This window comes from Streptomyces sp. NPDC031274 (assembly GCF_055570235.1).
Window position 1 is genome coordinate 54,097 of record NZ_JBVIHP010000009.1, and the last position, 19,061, is coordinate 73,157.

Annotated in this window: 14 protein-coding genes; 8 read left to right on the forward strand and 6 right to left on the reverse strand. The window is 70.4% G+C overall.

The annotated features are described in order from the left end of the window. Positions 1-12: 12 nt before the first annotated feature. From ccrA to ACZ5CR_RS16490, 3 genes are all read right to left on the reverse strand, one after another. Positions 13-1,350, reverse strand: a complete 1,338-nt coding sequence (gene ccrA, locus ACZ5CR_RS16480) for a crotonyl-CoA carboxylase/reductase (RefSeq protein ID WP_468857900.1) — start codon at positions 1,348-1,350, stop codon at positions 13-15. Positions 1,351-1,773: 423 nt separating this feature from the next. Further along, a complete protein-coding gene (locus ACZ5CR_RS16485) occupies positions 1,774-2,583 on the reverse strand; it encodes a TetR family transcriptional regulator (protein ID WP_468857902.1) in 810 nt (269 codons plus the stop codon). A 124-nt stretch (positions 2,584-2,707) separates the two neighbouring features. After that, positions 2,708-4,489, reverse strand: coding sequence for a 3-hydroxyacyl-CoA dehydrogenase family protein (locus tag ACZ5CR_RS16490; RefSeq protein WP_468857903.1), 1,782 nt, complete (start codon positions 4,487-4,489; stop codon positions 2,708-2,710). A gap of 349 nt (positions 4,490-4,838) precedes the next feature. On the opposite strand from ACZ5CR_RS16490, the gene ACZ5CR_RS16495 reads away from it, so the two are divergent. Next, a complete protein-coding gene (locus ACZ5CR_RS16495) occupies positions 4,839-5,408 on the forward strand; it encodes an adenylosuccinate lyase (RefSeq protein ID WP_468857905.1) in 570 nt (189 codons plus the stop codon). Between the two features lie 29 nt (positions 5,409-5,437). Here the strand turns inward: ACZ5CR_RS16495 and ACZ5CR_RS16500 are convergent, their stop codons facing one another. Together ACZ5CR_RS16500 and ACZ5CR_RS16505 are read right to left on the reverse strand one after the other, a co-directional pair. Then, positions 5,438-5,830 (reverse strand): RidA family protein, encoded by a 393-nt coding sequence (locus ACZ5CR_RS16500; protein WP_468857907.1) that lies wholly within the window; start codon positions 5,828-5,830, stop codon positions 5,438-5,440. Between the two features lie 108 nt (positions 5,831-5,938). After that, a complete protein-coding gene (locus ACZ5CR_RS16505; RefSeq protein ID WP_468857908.1) occupies positions 5,939-6,982 on the reverse strand; it encodes an Rv2578c family radical SAM protein in 1,044 nt (347 codons plus the stop codon). 189 nt (positions 6,983-7,171) lie between these two features. Here ACZ5CR_RS16505 and ACZ5CR_RS16510 point away from each other — a divergent pair, with 189 nt between their 5' ends. From ACZ5CR_RS16510 to ACZ5CR_RS16525, 4 genes are all read left to right on the forward strand, one after another. Then, entirely contained in the window at positions 7,172-7,615 is a 444-nt protein-coding gene (locus tag ACZ5CR_RS16510; protein WP_468857910.1) for an SRPBCC family protein, read from the forward strand. A 270-nt stretch (positions 7,616-7,885) separates the two neighbouring features. Beyond that, positions 7,886-10,303 (forward strand): MFS transporter, encoded by a 2,418-nt coding sequence (locus ACZ5CR_RS16515; RefSeq protein WP_468857911.1) that lies wholly within the window; start codon positions 7,886-7,888, stop codon positions 10,301-10,303. A gap of 173 nt (positions 10,304-10,476) precedes the next feature. After that, a complete protein-coding gene (locus tag ACZ5CR_RS16520) occupies positions 10,477-12,960 on the forward strand; it encodes a SpoIIE family protein phosphatase (protein WP_468857913.1) in 2,484 nt (827 codons plus the stop codon). A gap of 151 nt (positions 12,961-13,111) precedes the next feature. Beyond that, positions 13,112-13,837, forward strand: a complete 726-nt coding sequence (locus ACZ5CR_RS16525; protein WP_468857915.1) for a class I SAM-dependent methyltransferase — start codon at positions 13,112-13,114, stop codon at positions 13,835-13,837. A 169-nt stretch (positions 13,838-14,006) separates the two neighbouring features. On the opposite strand, the gene ACZ5CR_RS16530 is transcribed toward ACZ5CR_RS16525, so the two are convergent. Continuing rightward, on the reverse strand, positions 14,007-14,951 hold the full coding sequence (locus ACZ5CR_RS16530) for a LysR family transcriptional regulator (RefSeq protein ID WP_468857917.1): 945 nt from the start codon (positions 14,949-14,951) through the stop codon (positions 14,007-14,009). Between the two features lie 191 nt (positions 14,952-15,142). Between ACZ5CR_RS16530 and ACZ5CR_RS16535 the strand changes: the two genes are divergently transcribed. The 3 genes from ACZ5CR_RS16535 to ACZ5CR_RS16545 all read left to right on the forward strand — a co-directional run bounded on the left by ACZ5CR_RS16535 (position 15,143) and on the right by ACZ5CR_RS16545 (position 19,054). Continuing rightward, a complete protein-coding gene (locus ACZ5CR_RS16535; RefSeq protein ID WP_468858227.1) occupies positions 15,143-16,525 on the forward strand; it encodes an MFS transporter in 1,383 nt (460 codons plus the stop codon). Between the two features lie 350 nt (positions 16,526-16,875). Then, entirely contained in the window at positions 16,876-17,709 is an 834-nt protein-coding gene (locus ACZ5CR_RS16540; protein ID WP_468857918.1) for a M55 family metallopeptidase, read from the forward strand. Then, a complete protein-coding gene (locus ACZ5CR_RS16545) occupies positions 17,702-19,054 on the forward strand; it encodes a M20/M25/M40 family metallo-hydrolase (protein WP_468857919.1) in 1,353 nt (450 codons plus the stop codon). Before ACZ5CR_RS16540 ends, ACZ5CR_RS16545 begins: the two co-directional genes overlap by 8 nt. The last annotated feature ends 7 nt before the right edge of the window (positions 19,055-19,061 follow it).

Here is a 19,061-nt window from a genome sequence, read left to right on the forward strand (position 1 = left end):
ACCCCTCGACCCTCAGACGTTACGGAAGCGGTTGATCGCGTCGACGTGCTTGGCCCGCGTCTCCGGGTCGCGCACGCCGAGACCTTCGCGCGGCGCGAGCGCGAGGACGCCGACCTTGCCCTGGTGGAGGTTGCGGTGCACGTCGTAGGCGGCCTGGCCGGTGTCTTCGAGGGAGTAGACGCGGGACAGGGTGGGGTGGATCTTGCCCTTGGCGATGAGCCGGTTGGCCTCCCACGCCTCGCGGTAGTTGGCGAAGTGCGAGCCCACGATCTTCTTCAGGGACATCCACAGGTAGCGGTTGTCGTACTCGTGGGTGTAGCCCGATGTCGACGCGCAGGTGACGATCGTGCCGCCCTTGCGCGTGACGTACACCGAGGCGCCGAAGGTCTCGCGGCCCGGGTGCTCGAAGACGATGTCCACGTCCTCGCCGCCGGTCAGCTCGCGGATGCGCTTGCCGAAGCGCTTCCACTCCTTGGGGTCCTGGGTGTGCTCGTCCTTCCAGAACTTGTAGCCCTCGGCGTTGCGGTCGATGATCGCGTCGGCGCCCATCGCGCGGCAGATGTCCGCCTTCTGCTCGTTGGAGACGACACAGATGGGGTTGGCTCCGCCGGCCAGGGCGAACTGGGTGGCGTACGAGCCGAGGCCGCCGCTGGCGCCCCAGATCAGGACGTTGTCGCCCTGCTTCATCCCGGCGCCGTTGCGCGACACCAGCTGGCGGTACGCGGTGGAGTTCACCAGGCCGGGCGATGCGGCCTCCTCCCAGCTCAGGTGGTCCGGCTTGGGCATGAGCTGGTTGGACTTGACCAGGGCGATCTCGGCGAGGCCGCCGAAGTTCGTCTCGAAGCCCCAGATGCGCTGCTCCGGGTCGAGCATCGTGTCGTTGTGGCCGTCCGAGGACTCCAGCTCGACGCTCAGACAGTGCGCGACGACTTCGTCGCCCGGGTGCCAGGCGTTCACGCCGGGTCCCGTGCGCAGCACGACGCCCGCGAGGTCGGAGCCGATGACGTGGTACGGCAGGTCGTGGCGCTTGGTGAGCTCGCTCAGGCGGCCGTAGCGCTCCAGGAAGCTGAAGGTGGAGACCGGCTCGAAGATCGAGGTCCACACGGAGTTGTAGTTCACCGAGGAGGCCATGACGGCCACCAGGGCTTCGCCAGGACCGAGTTCGGGGACCGGCACGTCGTCCAGGTGCAGCGACTTGCGGGGGTCCTTGTCGCGGGTCTCGAGCCCGGCGAACATCTCCGCCTCGTCCTTGTGCACGGTGATCGCGCGGTACGAGTCGGGGAGGGGAAGAGCGGCGAAGTCGGCGGGTGTGGATTCCGGCGACTGGATCGCGTCCAGGATTTCCTTCACGGTGATGCCTCCGGCGAAGTTCGTGCCCCCTTTGAGGGGAGCACGCTCTTGAGGGTTACGTCGGGTGCTGCTGGTGCAGGTGGTGGAGGGTGTGCCGTCGGTTCGGCGAAGGGTGTGGCTCGGCAGCGCTTGGTGTGGCGCGGGAGGTTGCCTGTGACGCAGGCGTCCGGGCACACGAGCCGTGGCTTGCGGGGACAGCCGGCGTACGGAAGTTCTCTGCACGCCGGCCGCCCGGACAACATCAACGTATGACACCGCGTGCCAGTGAGCAAGACACTGAGTGCCATCAATTTTTGACCGATGATCGATCAGCGCAGGTCAGAGGGTGTGACGGCATGACAGAGGGGGCGCTACCGGTTGGTAGCGCCCCCTCTGATGTCAAGGATGAAAGGGCCGAAAACGGGACCTTTCGAAGGTTTGGATCTATGAATCCCGCTCCCGCAGCGCCTTCTCGATCATCCGCATGATCTCGTCGAGCGGTGCGTCCGTCCGTGCCACGGTGACCAGCACATCGCCCCCGGTGCTCACCGACGCCGCCGGAGCGGTGGTGGTGTCACGCCCCGCCCCGATGCCCGAACCGAACGTCCTGCGGACGATGGCGAAGGCATGGTCCAGTTGGGTCTCCACGTCGCCCTGGCCGCCCGCACGCAGCCACCGCCGAAGGACGTGGTTGTGCGCCGTCACCACCGCCGACGCCGCCACCTCCGCGAGGAGCGGGTCGTCGTTGCCGTCGTGGTGGGCCTGCTCGTCGAAGTGGCCGAGGAGATAGCGCGTGAAGAGCCGCTCATAACGGGCCACCGAGGCGATCTCGCGCTCGCGCAGTGTCGGCACCTCGCGCGTCAGGCGGTAGCGCTCCACGGACACCGCGGGCGACGCCGCGTACATCTTCATGACTTCCTTGATGCCCCGGCACACCGTGTCGAGCGGGTGCTCGTGCGGCGGTGCCGCGTTGAGCACCGACTCGGCCCGGGTCAAGGTGTCGTCGTGGTCCGGGAAGATCGCCTCTTCCTTGGAGCGGAAGTGCCGGAAGAAGGTCCGGCGGGCGACCCCGGCCTGCGCGGCGATCTCGTCGACCGTCGTCGCCTCGTACCCCTTGGACGCGAAGAGCTCCATCGCCGCCGCCGCGAGCTCCCGGCGCATCTTGAGCCGTTGGGCGGCGGCGCGGCTGCCGGCCGCGCTCTCGGGAGCGTCGGGCGTAGCGGGCGTACGTGAGGACTTGGCGGCCTTGGGCATGACCCGAACGTACTGCATGTGCGCAGCCGATTGCTCCTGCGGGACGGGGCCGCCCGACGGCCCGAGCAGCCCGCCCCAGTCCGTGCGCGGCCCTGCCCCAGGCGCGCCCCCGTCCGATTCCGGCCTAGCGCCGGGCATATTCGCGGAAGCCGCGGCCGGTCTTGCGGCCGAGGCAGCCCGCGGCCACCAGGTGTTCGAGCAGGGGAGCGGGGGCCAGGCCCGGGTCGCGGAACTCGCGGTGCAGGACCTTCTCGATGGCGAGCGAGACATCAAGGCCGACGACGTCCAGGAGCTCGAAGGGGCCCATGGGGTAGCCGCCGCCGAGCTTCATCGCGGCGTCGATGTCGTCGAGCGTCGCGTAGTGCTCCTGGACCATCTTGATCGCGTTGTTGAGGTAGGGGAACAGGAGCGCGTTCACGATGAAGCCCGCGCGGTCGCCGCAGTCCACCGGGTGCTTCTTGATGGTCGCGCAGACCTGGCGGACCGTCGCGTGCACGTCGTCGTCCGTGAGGACCGTGCGGACCACCTCGACCAGCTTCATCGCCGGTGCCGGGTTGAAGAAGTGCATGCCGATCACGTCGCCGGGGCGCGAGGTGGCGCGGGCGCAGGCGACGACCGGCAGCGACGAGGTGGTGGTCGCCAGGATCGCGCCCGGCTTGCACACCTTGTCGAACGCCGCGAACAGCTGCCGCTTGACCTCCAGGTCCTCGGCGACCGCCTCGAGCGCCAGATCGACGTCGGCGAACGCGTCGTACGTACCCGCCGGAGTGATCCGGTCCAGGGTCTTGGCCGCGGTCTCCGCCGTCATCCGCCCCTTGTCGACCGAGCGCGAGAGCGACTTGCCGATACGGGACTTGGCCTTCTGTGCCTTCTCCTCGCTGCGCGCGGCGAGCACCACGTCGTAACCGGCCTTGGCGAAGACCTCGGCGATGCCGGACGCCATGGTCCCGGATCCCGCGACACCGACCGAGCGGATGGTGCGCCCACCGGTGCGCCCACCGTCCTGCGGCGGGGTCAGCGCGTCAGGCACGACGACCGAACTGCCCGGCTCCTCGTACGAGTAGAACCCGCGCCCCGACTTGCGGCCGGTCAGGCCCGCCTCGCTGAGCTGCTTGAGGATCGGGGCGGGCGCGTGCAGACGGTCGTGCGACTCGGAGTACATCGCGTCGAGGACGGTGCGGGCGGTGTCGACGCCGATCAGGTCGAGCAGCGCGAGGGGGCCCATCGGCAGGCCGCAGCCCAGCTTCATCGCGGCGTCGATGTCCTCGCGGGACGCGTACTTCGCCTCGTACATCGCCGCGGCCTGGTTGAGATAGCCGAAGAGCAGGCCGTCGGCGACGAACCCGGGCCGGTCGCCGACCGCGACGGGCTCCTTGCCGAGCGTGTACGCGAGGTCGGTGACGGAGGTGACGGCCGCGGGCGCGGTCAGCACGGACGAGACCACCTCGACCAGCTTCATCGCCGGTGCCGGGTTGAAGAAGTGCAGGCCGAGGACCCGCTCTGGGCGCGCCGACTCGGCGGCCAGACGGGTCACGGACAGCGCGTTCGTGCCGGTCGCGATGATCGTCTCGGGGCGCACGACGCCGTCGAGCTCGCGGATGAGCTGCTGCTTGATCTCGTACGACTCCGGGGCGACCTCGATCACCAGATCGGCGTCGGCCGCGGCCTGAAGGTCGGTGAAGGTGCGGATGCGGGCGAGCGCGTCACGCCGCTCGTCCTCGGTGAGCTGCTCTCGGCGCACGGCGCGCGCGGTCGACGACTCGATGGCGGCCACCGCCTGGGCGCCCGCGGCCTCGCTGATGTCGATGCCGATGACCTCGCGTCCGGCGCGGGCCAGGACCTCGGCGATGCCGGTGCCCATCGTGCCGAGACCTATCACGGCGACGGTGTTCAAGGGAGTGTCCATGCGGGGACTCCAGGAAGTGAGTGACGACTGAGGGGCGCACGCGGAGCGCGACAACGGCGGCGCGGCGTACGGAAGATGAGCTGCTGCGTGTCGTGACCGGGCGGCGAAGCGCGCACGCCCGTGAGGAGTCGACCGGCTCTGTCCCGAAGCCGCGCCGTACTGGATGGAGCTGGGTACTCGAAGTACCGAACCGACAGACACATGCACTCACGACGGCTGCGTCACCAGGCCGCCATGAGGAGGAAACTGCTTAACGAGGAGTGTGCCCCGCTCACATGAGATTAACCGGCGAGTAACGAGCGCGCCAGTCCTCAGGGTTTGTGATCTGCATCGCGGATAGGCTCCCGTCATGGACGTGGAGTTGCGCACGGTGACGGAACGCTTACGCCGCGAGGCGGGGGTCTCGGAGAGTTACGAGAGGCTGGTCGCGACCGGCGATGTGGAGGAACTCGCGGAGGCGCTCGTCGGCGCGGGCCAGCCATTGTGGGCGCGGGAACTGGCGGCGGTCCGGCTAGGTACCGCCGGTGACCGCCGGGCCTTCGAGTCCCTGGTGCTGCTCCTCAATCACCGGGACCCCTCTCGGTGCGCGGCCGCCGCTTACGCCCTGGCCAGGCTGCGCGACCCGCGTACGGCCAGGGCGGCAGCGGCCCTGGCCACCAATGAGCTGCGCATCGCCTACGCCTTGTACCCGGTGCGTCTGCTCACCGAGCTGCGCGCGCCCGAGTCGGCGCCCGCCCTCATCACCACGCTGGGGCGCAGGCTCGCCCCGGCCGATCCGTACGGGAAGATCGCGCTGGCGTGCGTCGAGGGCCTGGGGGCACTGGGGGACCCGCGGGCCCGGCCCGTCCTGACGCAGGCGTGCGGCTTTCCGCGGCTCGCCGCGGCGGCGTCCGCGGCTCTGGCGCGGCTGCCGGGCTAGCCGGTCGGGCTGGCTGGTCGGGCGGGGTGTCACAGGACGGCGTACGCCTCGATCTCCATCATGAACTGCGGCGAGACGAGCCCGGCGACCTGTACGGCGGAGGACGCCGGGAGTCGCGCCGGGTCCATGTGGACGTCCCGTGCGGCCCGGATCGCCGGCATGTGCGCCATGTCCGTGACGAAGTACGTCAGTTTCACGATGTCGTCGAAGCCGCCGCCCGCGGCCAGCAGGCAGCGCCGCAGATTGTCGAAGACCTGCCGCGCCTGGGCGGCCGGGTCGCCTTCTCCGACCAACTCCCCGTCCTGGTCGAGGGGGAGCTGCCCGGATATCGCGACGAAACGTCCGGTGCCCATGACGACGTGCGTGTACGCGGTGGCGGGGAAGACGCCGTCGGGGGCGTTGATGTGGGTCAGTCGGCTCATGGGGCCATCCTGGATCATGGTCGGGGGGAGGGGTGTGCCGCGGTCGGCGCGGTTCGTCGGCGCGGTTCGACGGCGCGGTCCGACGGCGCGGTCCGCCGAAGCGTTTCGTCAGAGCAGGGTGAGCTGGGTGCCGCCGACTGGGGCGGGCGCGGTCTCGGGCTCCTGAGGTGCGCGGATGCGGCGAGCGGCGCCCGCGCGCGTGGGTCCGATGCCGAACTCCTCGGCCAGCTCGTGCACTTGGCGGGTGATCCGGCGCTGATACCACTTGGGTGCGTAGGCGCCTTCCGCGTACAGCCGCTGGTAGCGCTGTACGAGATGCGGATGGTGCTGCTCCAGCCACGTCATGAACCACTCGCGCGCTCCGGGCCGCAGGTGCAGCACGAGCGGCGTCACGGAGGTGGCCCCGGAGGCGGCGATGGCCCGCACGGTCGCCCGCAGTTGGTCGGGCCTGTCCCCGAGGAACGGGATCACGGGCGCCATGAGCACTCCGCACCCGATCCCGTGATCGGTCAGCGTCCGTACGACGTCGAGGCGCCGCTCCGGAGCGGGCGTGCCCGGCTCGACGGTGCGCCACAGCTCCTGGTCGACGAAGCCGACGGACACGGAGACCCCGACGTCGGTGACGGCGGCGGCCTGCCGCAGCAGATCGAGGTCGCGCAGGATCAGTGTGCCCTTCGTGAGGATGGAGAAGGGGTTCGCGTGATCGCGCAGGGCGGCGATGATCCCCGGCATGAGGCCGTACCGCCCCTCGGCCCGCTGGTAGCAGTCGACGTTCGTGCCCATCGCGATGTGCTCGCCGTGCCAGCGGGGCGAGGCGAGCTGGCGGCGCAGCAGCTCGGGGGCGTTGACCTTGACCACGATCTGGCTGTCGAAGCCGAGCCCCGTGTCGAGGTCCAGATAGCTGTGCGTCTTGCGCGCGAAGCAGTAGACGCACGCGTGTGAGCAGCCACGGTACGGATTGACCGTCCACTCGAAGGGCATGCGGGACGCCCCCGGCACCCGGTTCACGATCGTTCTGGCCCGGATCTCGTGGAACGTGATTCCAGCGAACTCGGGCGTGTTGAAGGTCCTCGTGGTGACCGCGTCCGCGCCGAACAGCGCGGCGTCCGCGGCACCCCGTCGCGGGCCGTCGGTGAGGTTCTCCCAGCGCATGACGCCTCCTCGGTAGCACTGACCACAGAATAGAACATACGTTCCCTTGATCGTGCGACCCGATACCTCGATCACCTCGGCGCGACCCCGAGGTGATCTAGAGGCGACCCCGATTTGAGAGGCCGGTACGCAGGGTGGTTGGCTTTCCGCGAACCACCCCCCGAGTAACCGAGTGCTGGAGGAAGTGACATGGCGCAGGTCGAGGCGACCACGGAGCGGATCATCGCGGCGCGGCCGGAGGACGTCTTCGACGCACTCGCCGACTACGCGGACACGCGCCCGAAGATCCTGTCGGAGCACTTCAGCGAGTTCGAGGTGCGCGAGGGCGGCGACGGCGACGGGACGCTCGTCCACTGGAAGCTCCAGGCGACCAGCAAGCGGATCCGGGACTGCCTCCTGGAGGTCTCCGAGCCGACCGACGGGCAGCTCGTCGAGAAGGACCGCAACTCCTCCATGGTCACCACCTGGACCGTGACCCCGGCGGGCGAGGGCAAGGCGCGCGTGGTCGTCGCCACCGTGTGGAACGGCGCGGGCGGCATCGGCGGCTTCTTCGAGAAGACCTTCGCCCCCAAGGGGCTCGGGCGGATCTACGACGAGGTGCTCGGCAAGCTCGCCGGTGAGGTCGAGAAGTAGTCCGACGCCTGACCGGTCCGTCTGGCCGGTCTGCCTGGCCGGTCTGCCTGGCCTGTCCGTCTGACCGGCTATCAACTCCGGTAACCCGTCGGGGTTGTTGTCACGCTCACCGTTTCGAGTGGTTTTCTGTTCGGGCCACTTGTACGCCGTAGGGCTCCCACCGGCACTTACGTCTGCCGGACCCCATATAAGGGCGACTCGTCGCGCTTGCTCGTAGTTATCGCGTAATGCGAGAAATGTGCGGCGCAGGCGCGACGAGGGGAGCAGGACGTGGGTGGCACGACGCTGGTGACGGGCGCCGAACGGGAGGTCCCGGCCGCGGTCGTGGCGCCCGAGGACCCTCAGGAGGCGCCACCGCCCCAGGAGCACGTGTCGGCGGCCGAGGGACTCAGCCCGGCCCGCGTCCGCATGGTCTTCGTCGGGCTCATGCTCGCTCTGCTGCTCGCCGCCCTCGAGCAGATGATCGTCGCCACCGCGCTCCCGAAGATCGTCGGTGAGCTGCACGGCCTGGACAGGATGTCCTGGGCGATCACCGCCTATCTCCTCACGTCCACGATCGGGCTGCCCATCTACGGCAAGCTCGGGGACCTCTTCGGGCGCAAGGGCGTCTTCCAGTTCGCGATCGTCGTCTTCATCATCGGCTCCGCGCTCGCCGGTTGGTCCCGGACGATGGACCAGCTCATCGCCTTCCGCGCCATCCAGGGCATCGGCGCGGGCGGTCTCATGATCGGCGTACAGGCGATCATCGCGGACATCGTGCCGCCCCGGGAACGCGGCCGCTACATGGGCCTCATCGGCGCCGCGTTCGGCCTCGCGTCGGTCGCGGGGCCACTGCTCGGCGGGTTCTTCACCGACCACGTCACCTGGCGCTGGTGCTTCTACTTCAACGTACCCTTCGGGCTCGTGACCCTCGCCGTCGTCAGCTTCGTACTGAAGCTTCCCCAGCGCACGAGGAAGGCCCGACTCGACGTGATCGGCGCGCTGTTGCTCGCCTCGGCCTCCACCTGCCTGGTGCTTCTGACCAGTTGGGGCGGCACCGAGTACGAGTGGGGCTCGCGCGTCATCCTGGGTCTGGCGGCCGGGGCCTTCGCCTCGGTCGTGCTCTTCACCGTCGCCGAACGCTTCGCCGCAGAACCGATCATCCCGCTGCGCCTGTTCCGCGATTCGGTCTTCAACATCACCGGCCTGGTGGGCATGGTCGTCGGCGTGGCCCTCTTCGGAGCGGCCAGTTATCTGCCGACGTTCCTGCAGATGGTCGACGGCGCGAGCGCCACCGAGTCCGGACTGCTCATGCTGCCGATGATGGGCGGTGTCGTCGGCGCCTCGATCCTCTCCGGACAGCTCATCAGCCACACCGGGCGCTACAAGATCTATCCGGTCGTCGGCGGCATCCTGTCCGTCATCGGCATGTGGCTCCTCTCGCGGCTCGAAGTCGACACGCCCCGGCTGCACTACAGCATCTGGATGGCCGTACTGGGTGCGGGAGTCGGCCTCGTCATGCCGGTGCTGATCCTCGCCGTGCAGAACGCGGTACGCCCCGCCGACCTCGGCACGGCCACCAGCGCCAACAACTACTTCCGGCAGATCGGCGGCAGCGTCGGCGCCGCGATCTTCGGCACTCTCTTCGCCGACCGTCTCGCGGACTCGCTCGCCGACCGCGTCCCGGCCGGTGCGGGCATCGCGGACCCCGAGGCCATCACCCCGCAGCTCGTCCACGCGATGCCCGCCCCGCTGCGCGACGGCTACATCCAGGCGTACGCCGACGCGATGCCGCGGATCTTCCTCTATCTGGTGCCGGTGCTCGTCCTCGGCATGCTGATCACCTTCTTCCTCAAGGAGACTCCCCTGTTGTCCAGCGCAGCAGCGTCCCCGGACGCCCCCACGACACAAACCACGCCCCTTCCCCAGGCCCGCGCCTCGTCGTACGCCGCAGGAGTGCCCGTCTGCGGCACCGTGCAGCACCCGGACGGCACCGTGGTGCCCCGCGCCGCGCTGACCCTGATCGACGTGGCGGGCCAGCAGATCGGCCGTGGCGCGAGCGGCGACGACGGGCGGTACGCGCTCTCCACGCCGGGCTCGGGCTCGTTCGTCCTGATCGCGGCGGCGGGCGGCCACCAGCCGCAGGCGGTCACCGTCACCGTCGGGGAGCGCCCCGTGGAGCTCGACGTGGTGCTCGGCGGCGCGGGACGCCTGGCCGGCAGCGTGGTCACCGCCGACGGGACCCCGGTCAGGGACGCCGCGGTGACCCTCACCGACGTGCGCGGAGAGGTCGTCTCCAGTACGCGGAGCGGGCGCGAGGGCGGCTACGTCATCACGGAGTTGGTGGCGGGCGAGTACACCCTCGCCGCCAGCGCCCCCGCCTTCCGCCCCGCGGCCATGCCCGTCACCGTGCAGGCCTCGCGCGAGACCCGCCAGGACGTCGAGCTCGCGGGCGGCGCCGTTCTGCGCGGGACCGTGCGGGCCAGCGGGGGGCGGCCCGTGGAGGACGCGCGCGTGACGCTGCTCGACGCGGCGGGCAACGTCGTGGACACCCTCACGACCAGGGAGGACGGCACATTCCGGTTCATCGATCTGTCGTCCGGCGAGTACACCGTCATCGCCGCGGGCTACCCGCCGGTGGCCACCGTGCTCCAGGTCGCGGGCGGCGGGCGTACGGAGCGGGATCTCCAGCTGGGACACGAGGACTAGCGAGGACTGGAGGGGGCTGGAGGGGCTGGTTCTGGCGGGGCGGCGCAAAGTACCCGCCGGCGGCGCCCCCGCGCCGCCCAATTCCCTTATTGCACCGCACGGCAACCCGCACCGGCCGTACGGTGGTTGGGGCGGCGCAGGTCTTCGCGGTGCCGCCGGAAGGAGCGTAGGCCATGGAATCTGGCACCCCGGACGGGCCGGTGGCGCAGCCTGCCACGGCCGGCCGGATCCCCCTCGCCGTGGTCGTCATCGACGGGGCGGGCGCTGTCTCGCACTGGAGCACCGGCGCGCGCAAGCTGTTCGGGTACTCCAGGCAGGAAGCCGTCGGCAGCCCGGCGGGCGACCTGCTTCCGGTGTCCGGCGCGATACCGGACGGGCACGCGAACTTCGCTGTGTACGACGGCCTGGGGCCGGACCTGGAGACCTCCCTCGACGGACACATCTCGTACCCCTCTGCCGGGCGCGCGCGGCTCTCCGTGCCCGGCGGGCTCTCCGCGCCGGACGGGCTCTCCGCCTCCGACGGGCTCTCTGTGCCGGGCGCTGAACTCCACCGCGTGGACGTCCTGTGGTGGGCGTATCCGCTCGTCGGCCCCGGACCCGAGCGGCTGCTCGTGCTCGCGGCCGACGCCGACCGCCTCGCCGATGAGGAGGGCCACGAGCCGGGCCAAGTGGAGCGCATAGCACCCGGGTTCGCCCTGCACACGGACTTCCCCGGAGCGGACGACCTGGCGCGCCGCCTTCCCGAGATCCTGCCCAGCATGAGCGTGGGCGAGAGCTCCCGCATCGTGGCGCAGGTCCTCGAACTGGGCTATCCCGTCCTGGAGTTCAGCAAGCAGGACCGCGTGCCCGTCACCCCGGACTGGGGCGTGCCCCGGCGCGCCGAACGGGGGGCGCGCAGGCTGCGCGGTCGGCGGGCGACCGCCGACGGCATGTCCCCCGAGCTCACCACGCCCGACGAGAGCGAGGATCTCGAGTACGCGGCGGTGCGCGAGCGCCTGGAGTTCCTGAACGAGGTCAGCGGGCGCATCGGCTCCTCGCTCGACCTCTCGCGGACGATCATCGAGGTCAGCCGCGCCGTCGTGCCCCGGTTCACGGACGTGGCGGGCACGTACCTGCGCGAACAGGTCGTGGCGGGGGAGGGCTTTCCCGAGGGGCCGCCGGACGAGAGGACGATGTGGCACCGGGTGGCCGTGGAGCACACGGACGAGCCGGGACGCTGGGACGACGTCGTGCCCGTCGGCGAATCCATGCCCTTCCCCTCGCGCACGCCGTTCTTCCAGTGCATGACCTCCGGCGATCCGGTCCTCGTACCGCGCATCACGGAGGAGATGGGCAACGCGATCGCCTCGCAGTTCGAGAAGCGGGACATCCGCCCGCTCATCAACCACCGCTCGATGCTCGTCGTACCGCTGAAGGCCCGCAATGTGGTGCTCGGATTCATGATCCTGCTGCGCCACCGCGAGCGGCCCGTCTTCAACGACATGGACCGCGTCACCGGCGCCGAACTGGCCGCCCGCGCGGGCCTCGTGCTCGACAACGCCCGCATGTACACCTACCAGGAGAGCGTCGCCGACACCCTCCAGGACAGCATGCTGCCGCACATCGAGCCGCGCATGACGGGCTGCGACATCGCCACGCGCTATCTGCCGGGCACGCTCCTGGGCCGGGTCGGCGGCGACTGGTTCGACTCCGTGAAGCTGCCCGGATCGCGCACCGCCCTCGTGGTCGGCGACGTGATGGGGCACGGCCTCAACTCGGCCGCGATGATGGGCCAGTTGCGCACGGCCGTGCAGACCATGGCCGCCCTCGACCTGCCGCCCGCACAGCTCCTGCGCAACCTCGACGACCTGGCACAGCGGCTCGGCGAGCACTATCTCGCGACGTGTCTGTACGCGGTCTACGACCCCATAGCGGGCGAGCTGCACCTGGCCAACGCGGGACACATCCCGCCCGTCCTGGTCCGCGCCGTCGACGGCCGCAGCGAACTCCTCGACCTGCCGACCGGGGCCCCCATCGGCGTCGGAGGCGTGCCCTTCGAGGCGGTCACCGTCCGTGTGGCGCCCGGCGACCGGCTCCTGATGTGCACCGACGGCCTCGTCGAGGTGCGCGGCGAGGACATCGGCGTCGGCCTCGCCACCCTCACCGAGACCGCGGCCCACCCGGCGGCCTCCATGGACGACGCCTGCGACACCATCATCCGGGCGCTCAACACGCGCGGCGGACGCAAGGACGACGTGGCCCTCCTGATGGCGCGCCTGAACGGCGTCGCGGACGAGGACGTCGCGAGCTGGCGCCTCGCGCTCGACCCGAGCGAGGTGAGCAGGGCCCGCGATCTGGTGCGCGGCCAGCTGATCACCTGGTCCCGCGAGGCCCTGTCCGAGACCGCGGAGCTCCTGGTCAGCGAGCTCGTCACCAATGCCGTACGGCACTCGCGGGGCCGCCGTGTCGAACTCCGCGTCGTGCGCTCCGGGGCCACGCTGATCTGCGAGGTCGAGGACGACGATCACACCCTGCCCACGCTGCTGAGTGCGGGCCCGGGCGACGAGTTCGGGCGCGGGCTGCGGATCGTCAGCGTGCTCGCCAAGGAGTGGGGGACCAGCCGTACCTCATCCGGCAAGACCGTGTGGTTCGAGCTGGTGCCGCCGCGTAAGGGATGAGCCTGAGGGGCTATCAGGGGCGCGCGCTCGGCGGAAACACATCGAAGGCGCGGTGAATGCGTGCGCCGGTGACTTGTCCGTACACCCTGGGCGCGGTAGACCGATCTTGCCGTCGGCTTCGGCGGCCGTCGTCGCATCCTGGGGAGCGGGCATGAGCGTCACGAGTCGGTACAAGGAGGCCTGGGAAGGGTTCTGGCGGGAAGCCCCCGGCGAAGAGGGGGCCGTCTTCTGGGACGCCGAACCCGTGCTCACCGTCGGTATCCATCTCGCCCTCTTCGAACCGCACATGAGGGCCGCGGGACTCCCCGTGGTGGACGTCGGCTGCGGCAACGGCACCCAGACCCGCTTCCTGGCCCACCGCTACCCGCACGTCCTGGGCGTCGACCTGTCCGCCGCCGCCCTGGAGCACGCACGGCGGGCCGACCCGGCGGAACAGGTCGAGTTCCGGCAGGTGGACGCCGCGGAGAGGACCGAGGCCGAGCAACTGCACGCGGAACTCGGCGATGTGAACGTCTATATGCGCGGGGTGCTCCACCAGTGCGATCCCGCCGACCGCCAGCCGCTCGTCGACGGCATCGCGGCACTGACCGGCGAGCGCGGCAGAGCATTCGTCGTCGAACTCGCGGAGGCCGCGGGGACGGTGCTCAGAGGCCTCGCCGAGAGCCCCGAGGGCCCGCCACCGAAGCTGGCGCCGATCTTCGCGCACGGCATCGCTCCGGGAGAGGTCGCGGACGCGGCGGTGCCGGAGTACGTGGCTGCGGCGGGCCTCACGGTGGTGGCTGAGGGCGAACTCCCGCTCATCACGACCGAGTTCACCCCTGACGGCACACGGGTCGAACTGCCGTCGAAGTGGCTGGTGGTGGGGCGGGCGGGGTGAGCCTCGGAGGTCGGAGGTCGGAGGTCGGAGGTCGGAGGTCGGAGGTCGGAGGCCGGGCGGCCGTCGGCAGTGCTCGGTCTCGGCGGACCGGACTCTCACGAGCCGGATGCCCGCCGAGACCGGCCGTCCTCGGGATCCGCCCGCGCCGCGCCTCCGGCCTCCGCGGGTCTCAGTCCACCGCGATGGTGACGGCCCCCGGCACCACACTCCCGGGATCTCCCCGCACCACGTCACGGACCACCTCGCGGGCGGTCCTCTCGAACGTCTTGATCGCCCCCGTCCCGTGGCCGGCCCGCCAGACCAGGCCGTACCCGACCGGTTCGGCGTCGGCGAAGGGGACGTACGCGACACCTGGCCGGGTGAAGTACGTCCCGGTGTGCGCGGGAGCGAGGAACGCGCCCTTGCCGCCCGCGACCAGCATCAGCGCCTCCTGCATGTTGGTCACGCCCGGACCGCGGCTGATCGGCCTGCCGGAGGGGGTGCGCGAAGGGACGTGGTGTTCGAGCCAGTAGTCGGGTACCTCGCCGTCGATCGTCAGGAGCGGCACGTCGGCCAGGTCCTCGAGCGACACCGCGTCCCGCGCCGACAGCGGGTGCGCCGACGCGATCGCGAGGACCCGTTCCTCCGCGAGCAGCGCCGGACCCCCGCCCAGGTCCTCCTCGCGCACCGGGAACTCCGTGAGCTGCACGTCGAACTCGCCCTTGCGCAGCGGCCCGTACGGATCACCGAGCGGCACCTCGCAGATCTCCACCGCGAGCCCCGGGTGGCTCACGCGCAGCGCCTCCGTCGCCCGCATCACGATCTCACCGGCCAGCGGATTGGCGAAGCCGACGTGCAGCACGCTGTCGATGCCGCGCGCGGTGGCCGCGGCCCGCTCGACGGCGGCGTCGATGGCCCGGTGGTGCGGTTCCAGGTCGGCGCGGAGCTGGCGGCCGAGCGCGGTGAGGCCGACGCGGCGGCTCGTGCGGATGAACAGCGGGGCGCCGACACGGCGTTCGGTGCGCTGGATCAGCTGGCTCACCCGGGCGCGGGAGAGCCGCATGCGCTCGGCCGTCCTGCCGAAGTGCAACTCCTCTGCGAGCAGTAGAAAGCACTCCACTTCATCGCGTTCCATCGACGTCCCCCAGCCAGCTCGGATCGGTAAGCCTGGTTGAACGAACGTTGCGATCTTCGCCGTTGTTCCGTCCCCGCGCCCTGATCGATGGTGATCGAGCCGGGAAATACCCCGCATCAGCGGTCAATTGGCGGAGAAATCACGTGAGTACGCAGACACAGTCATCAGCCGGGGTGCCGAGCGCCTCACCGGTGGGATTCGAGCCCGGAGAGTGGGGCGTTCTGCTCGTCCTGTGCGGCGCGATCTTCCTCGAAGGCATCGATGTGGCCATGCTCAACGTGGCCCTGCCGTCCATCCGCGCCGACCTGGGCCTGTCCACGGGGTCCCTGCAGTGGGTCATGAGCGCCTACGTCCTCGGCTACGGCGGCTTCATGCTGCTCGGCGGCCGAGCGGCCGACCTCTTCGGGCGCCGCCAGATGTTCGTCCTCTGGCTCTCCGTCTTCCTGGTCTTCTCCGGGCTCGGCGGCTTCGCCACCGACGGCTGGATGCTGATCGTCGCCCGCTTCGTGACCGGCGTCGCCGCGGCCTTCATGACTCCGGCGGGCCTCTCCATCATCACCACGGGCTTCGCGGAGGGACCGCGCCGCAACAAGGCACTGCTCTTCTACTCCGGCACCGCCGCGGGCGGCTTCTCGATCGGCCTGGTGGTCGGCGGGCTGCTGACCACGCTCGGGTGGCGCTGGGTCTTCTTCGTGCCGGTGGTGCTCTCCGCCCTGATCCTCGTCGCCGCGCTCGCCTTCGTCCCCAGGTCGCCGCGCCCCGAGCGCGCCGGACAGAGCGTCGACCTGGTGGGTGCCTTCACGGTCACCGCCGCGATCGTGCTGCTCGTCCTCGGCGTGGAGCGCGCGTCGCACGCGAGCGCCGCCGCCACGACCGGCATCCTCGCCGCGGGCCTCGCCCTCATCGCCGTCTTCGTCGCCGTCGAGCGCCGCTCGGCCGCGCCACTCGTCCGCCTGGGGATCTTCCGCAGCGGCGCCCTGGTCCGCGCCAACCTCTCGGGGCTCTTCTTCGCGGGCGGCTTTTTCGGATTCCAGTTCCTGGTCGTTCTCTACCTCCAGGAGCTGCGGGACTGGTCCACGCTCCAGACCAGCTTCGCGATGCTCGTCATGGGCGTCGACGCGGTCCTCTCGCCCACCCTCACCCCCAAGCTGGTCGAGCGCTTCGGCAACGCGCGGGTGATCTTCGGCGGTCTGCTGCTCGCCGCGCTCTCCTACGCTCTGTTCCTGCCGGTGGGCGCCGACTGGACGTACCCGGCGATGTTCCCGAGCCTGATCATCCTCGGCCTGGGATTCGCCCTCGCCTACGGACCGCTCACCATCGTCGCCACCGAGGGCGTCAAGGAGGAGGAGCAGGGCCTGGCAGGCGGGCTGCTCTACACCGCCTTCCAGTTCGGCGCCGCGCTCGGCCTCTCCACGGTCACCGCCGTCAACGTCTGGGCCACCACGTCGAGTGCGCCCTCAGCCCTCCTCGACGGCTACCGCGCGGCCCTGTGGATCCCGCTCGCCGCGGCCCTGCTCGCCGCGCTGATCAGCGCCTTCGGGCTCCGCTCGCGGCCGGGCGCGGCGCCGGCGTGAGGAACTCCCATGCGACCCCGTGCCGATGCGTGGCACGGGGTCGTTCTTTCGTGCTGCCGCATTCCAGGCGTTCTCGAATGCCACGAGCAGAGGGCTGTCCGGCACCAAGTCCGCCGTGGCGGTCCACCGTTCCTGCGATCATCCGATTTAGCGGAAAAGGGCTGGTCGCAGGACGTGCGAGGTGGGTTCAGTGGTCTGGACCACCGATAGATATCCACAGGCCTGGCCGAGGCGGTGGGGCAGCGCGTACGGTTTCGAGACATGAAGATCCCCGTCACGACTGCACGGTGTCGCAAACTGCTGTCAGCGGCCCGACAGCACGCCGCTGACCTGCGAGGAGACGGACCGTCATGAAAATTCTGATCAGCGCCGACATGGAGGGCGCCACGGGCGTGACCTGGCCGGCCGACGTGCTGCCCGGCACCCCGCAGTGGGACAGGTGCCGTTCGATGTTCACCTCGGACGTCAACGCCGCCGTGCTCGGCTTCTTCGACGGCGGCGCCGACGAGGTGCTCATCAACGAGGCGCACTGGACCATGCGCAATCTGCTCCTGGAGGAGCTCGACGAGCGGGCCGAGATGCTCACCGGGCGGCACAAGGCCCTCTCCATGGTCGAGGGCGTCCAGCACGGCGATGTGGACGGCATCGCGTTCATCGGCTATCACGCGGGTGCCGGGATGGAGGGTGTGCTCGCGCACACCTACCTCGCCAACTCGATCACCGGCGTGTGGGTCAACGGCGACCGGGCGAGCGAAGGACTGCTCAACTCCCATGTCGTCGCCGAGTACGGGGTGCCGGTCGTTCTCGTCACCGGCGACGACCTGGCCTGCGAGGACGCGCTCGGCTATGCGCCCGGCGCGCTGAAGGTCGCCGTCAAGGACCACGTGTCGCGGTACGCGGCTGTGTGCCGCACCCCGCGGCGGACCGCATCCGACATCCGGGCCGCGGCGAAGGAGGCGACGCCCCTCGCCGTGCGACACGATCCGGTCCAGGGCGGTCCGTTCACCGTGGAGCTCGAATTCGACGCCGAGCATCTGTCCATGGCGTCCACCGTCGTGCCGGGCGTGCGGCGCACCGGTGAGCGGAAGATCGCGTACACCAGCGAAACCATGTACGAGGGTATTCGTACGTTCAAGGCGGTCACGACGATCGCATCGGCGGCGGTGGAGGAGCAGTATGGCTGAGGAGCAGCCGGGGCATCAGGCCACCGGACACGTCGACGGGCAAGCGCTCGACGAGGCCGTCCGGTTCACCTCCGATCTCATCCGCATCGACACCACCAACCGGGGCGGCGGCGACTGCCGTGAGCGGCCCGCCGCCGAGTACGCCGCGGAGTGTCTCGCCGGAGCCGGGCTCGAACCACGACTCCTGGAGCGCACGTCGGGGCGTACGAACGTCGTCGCGCGCATCGAGGGCACCGACCCCTCGGCCGACGCGCTGCTCGTGCACGGCCACCTGGACGTCGTGCCCGCCGAGGCCGCCGACTGGAGCGTGGACCCGTTCTCCGGGGAGGTCCGCGACGGCGTCGTGTGGGGCCGTGGCGCCATCGACATGAAGAACATGGACGCGATGATCCTCTCCGTGGTCCGCGGCTGGGCGCGCGCGGGCGTGCGCCCCCGGCGGGACATCGTGATCGCGTTCACCGCCGACGAGGAGGCGAGCGCCGAGGACGGGTCCGGGTTCCTCGCCGATCAGCACGCGTCCCTCTTCGAGGGATGCACGGAAGGCATCAGCGAGTCCGGTGCCTTCACCTTCCACGACGGGCGCGGCAATGAGATCTACGCCATCGCCGCGGGGGAGCGCGGCACCGGCTGGCTCAAGCTGACCGCGCGCGGCAAGGCGGGCCACGGCTCGAAGGTGAACCCCGACAACGCCGTGAGCAAGCTGGCGGTCGCGATCGCCCGTATCGGGGACCACCGCTGGCCGGTGCGGCTCACGCCGACGGTCCGGGCCGCCCTGACCGAACTGGGCGCGCTGTACGGACAGCAGGCGGACCTCGACGCGCCCGGATTCGACGTGGACGCGCTCCTGGAGAAGCTCGGCCCGGCCGCGGACCTCGTCGCGCCCACCGTCCGGGGCAGCGCCAACCCGACGATGCTGCAGGCCGGTTACAAGGTCAACGTGATCCCCGGGGAGGCCGCCGCCTACGTGGACGGCCGCTTTCTGCCCGGCGGCGAGGAAGAGTTCGCCGCCACCCTTGACCGGCTCACCGGACCGGACGTCGACTGGGAGTTCCACCACCGTGAGGTGGCCCTGCAGGCACCGGTCAACTCGTCGACGTACGCGAAGATGCGAGCGGCCGTCGAGGAGTTCGCGCCCGAGGGACATGTCGTGCCGTACTGCATGTCCGGTGGTACGGACGCCAAGCAGTTCTCGCGACTCGGCATCACCGGCTACGGCTTCTCGCCGCTGAGGACACCGGAGGGCTTCGACTACCAAGCGCTCTTCCACGGGGTCGACGAACGTGTGCCGGTCGACGCGCTGCACTTCGGCGTCCGCGTCCTCGACCGCTATCTGAGAACGGCCTAGGGAACAC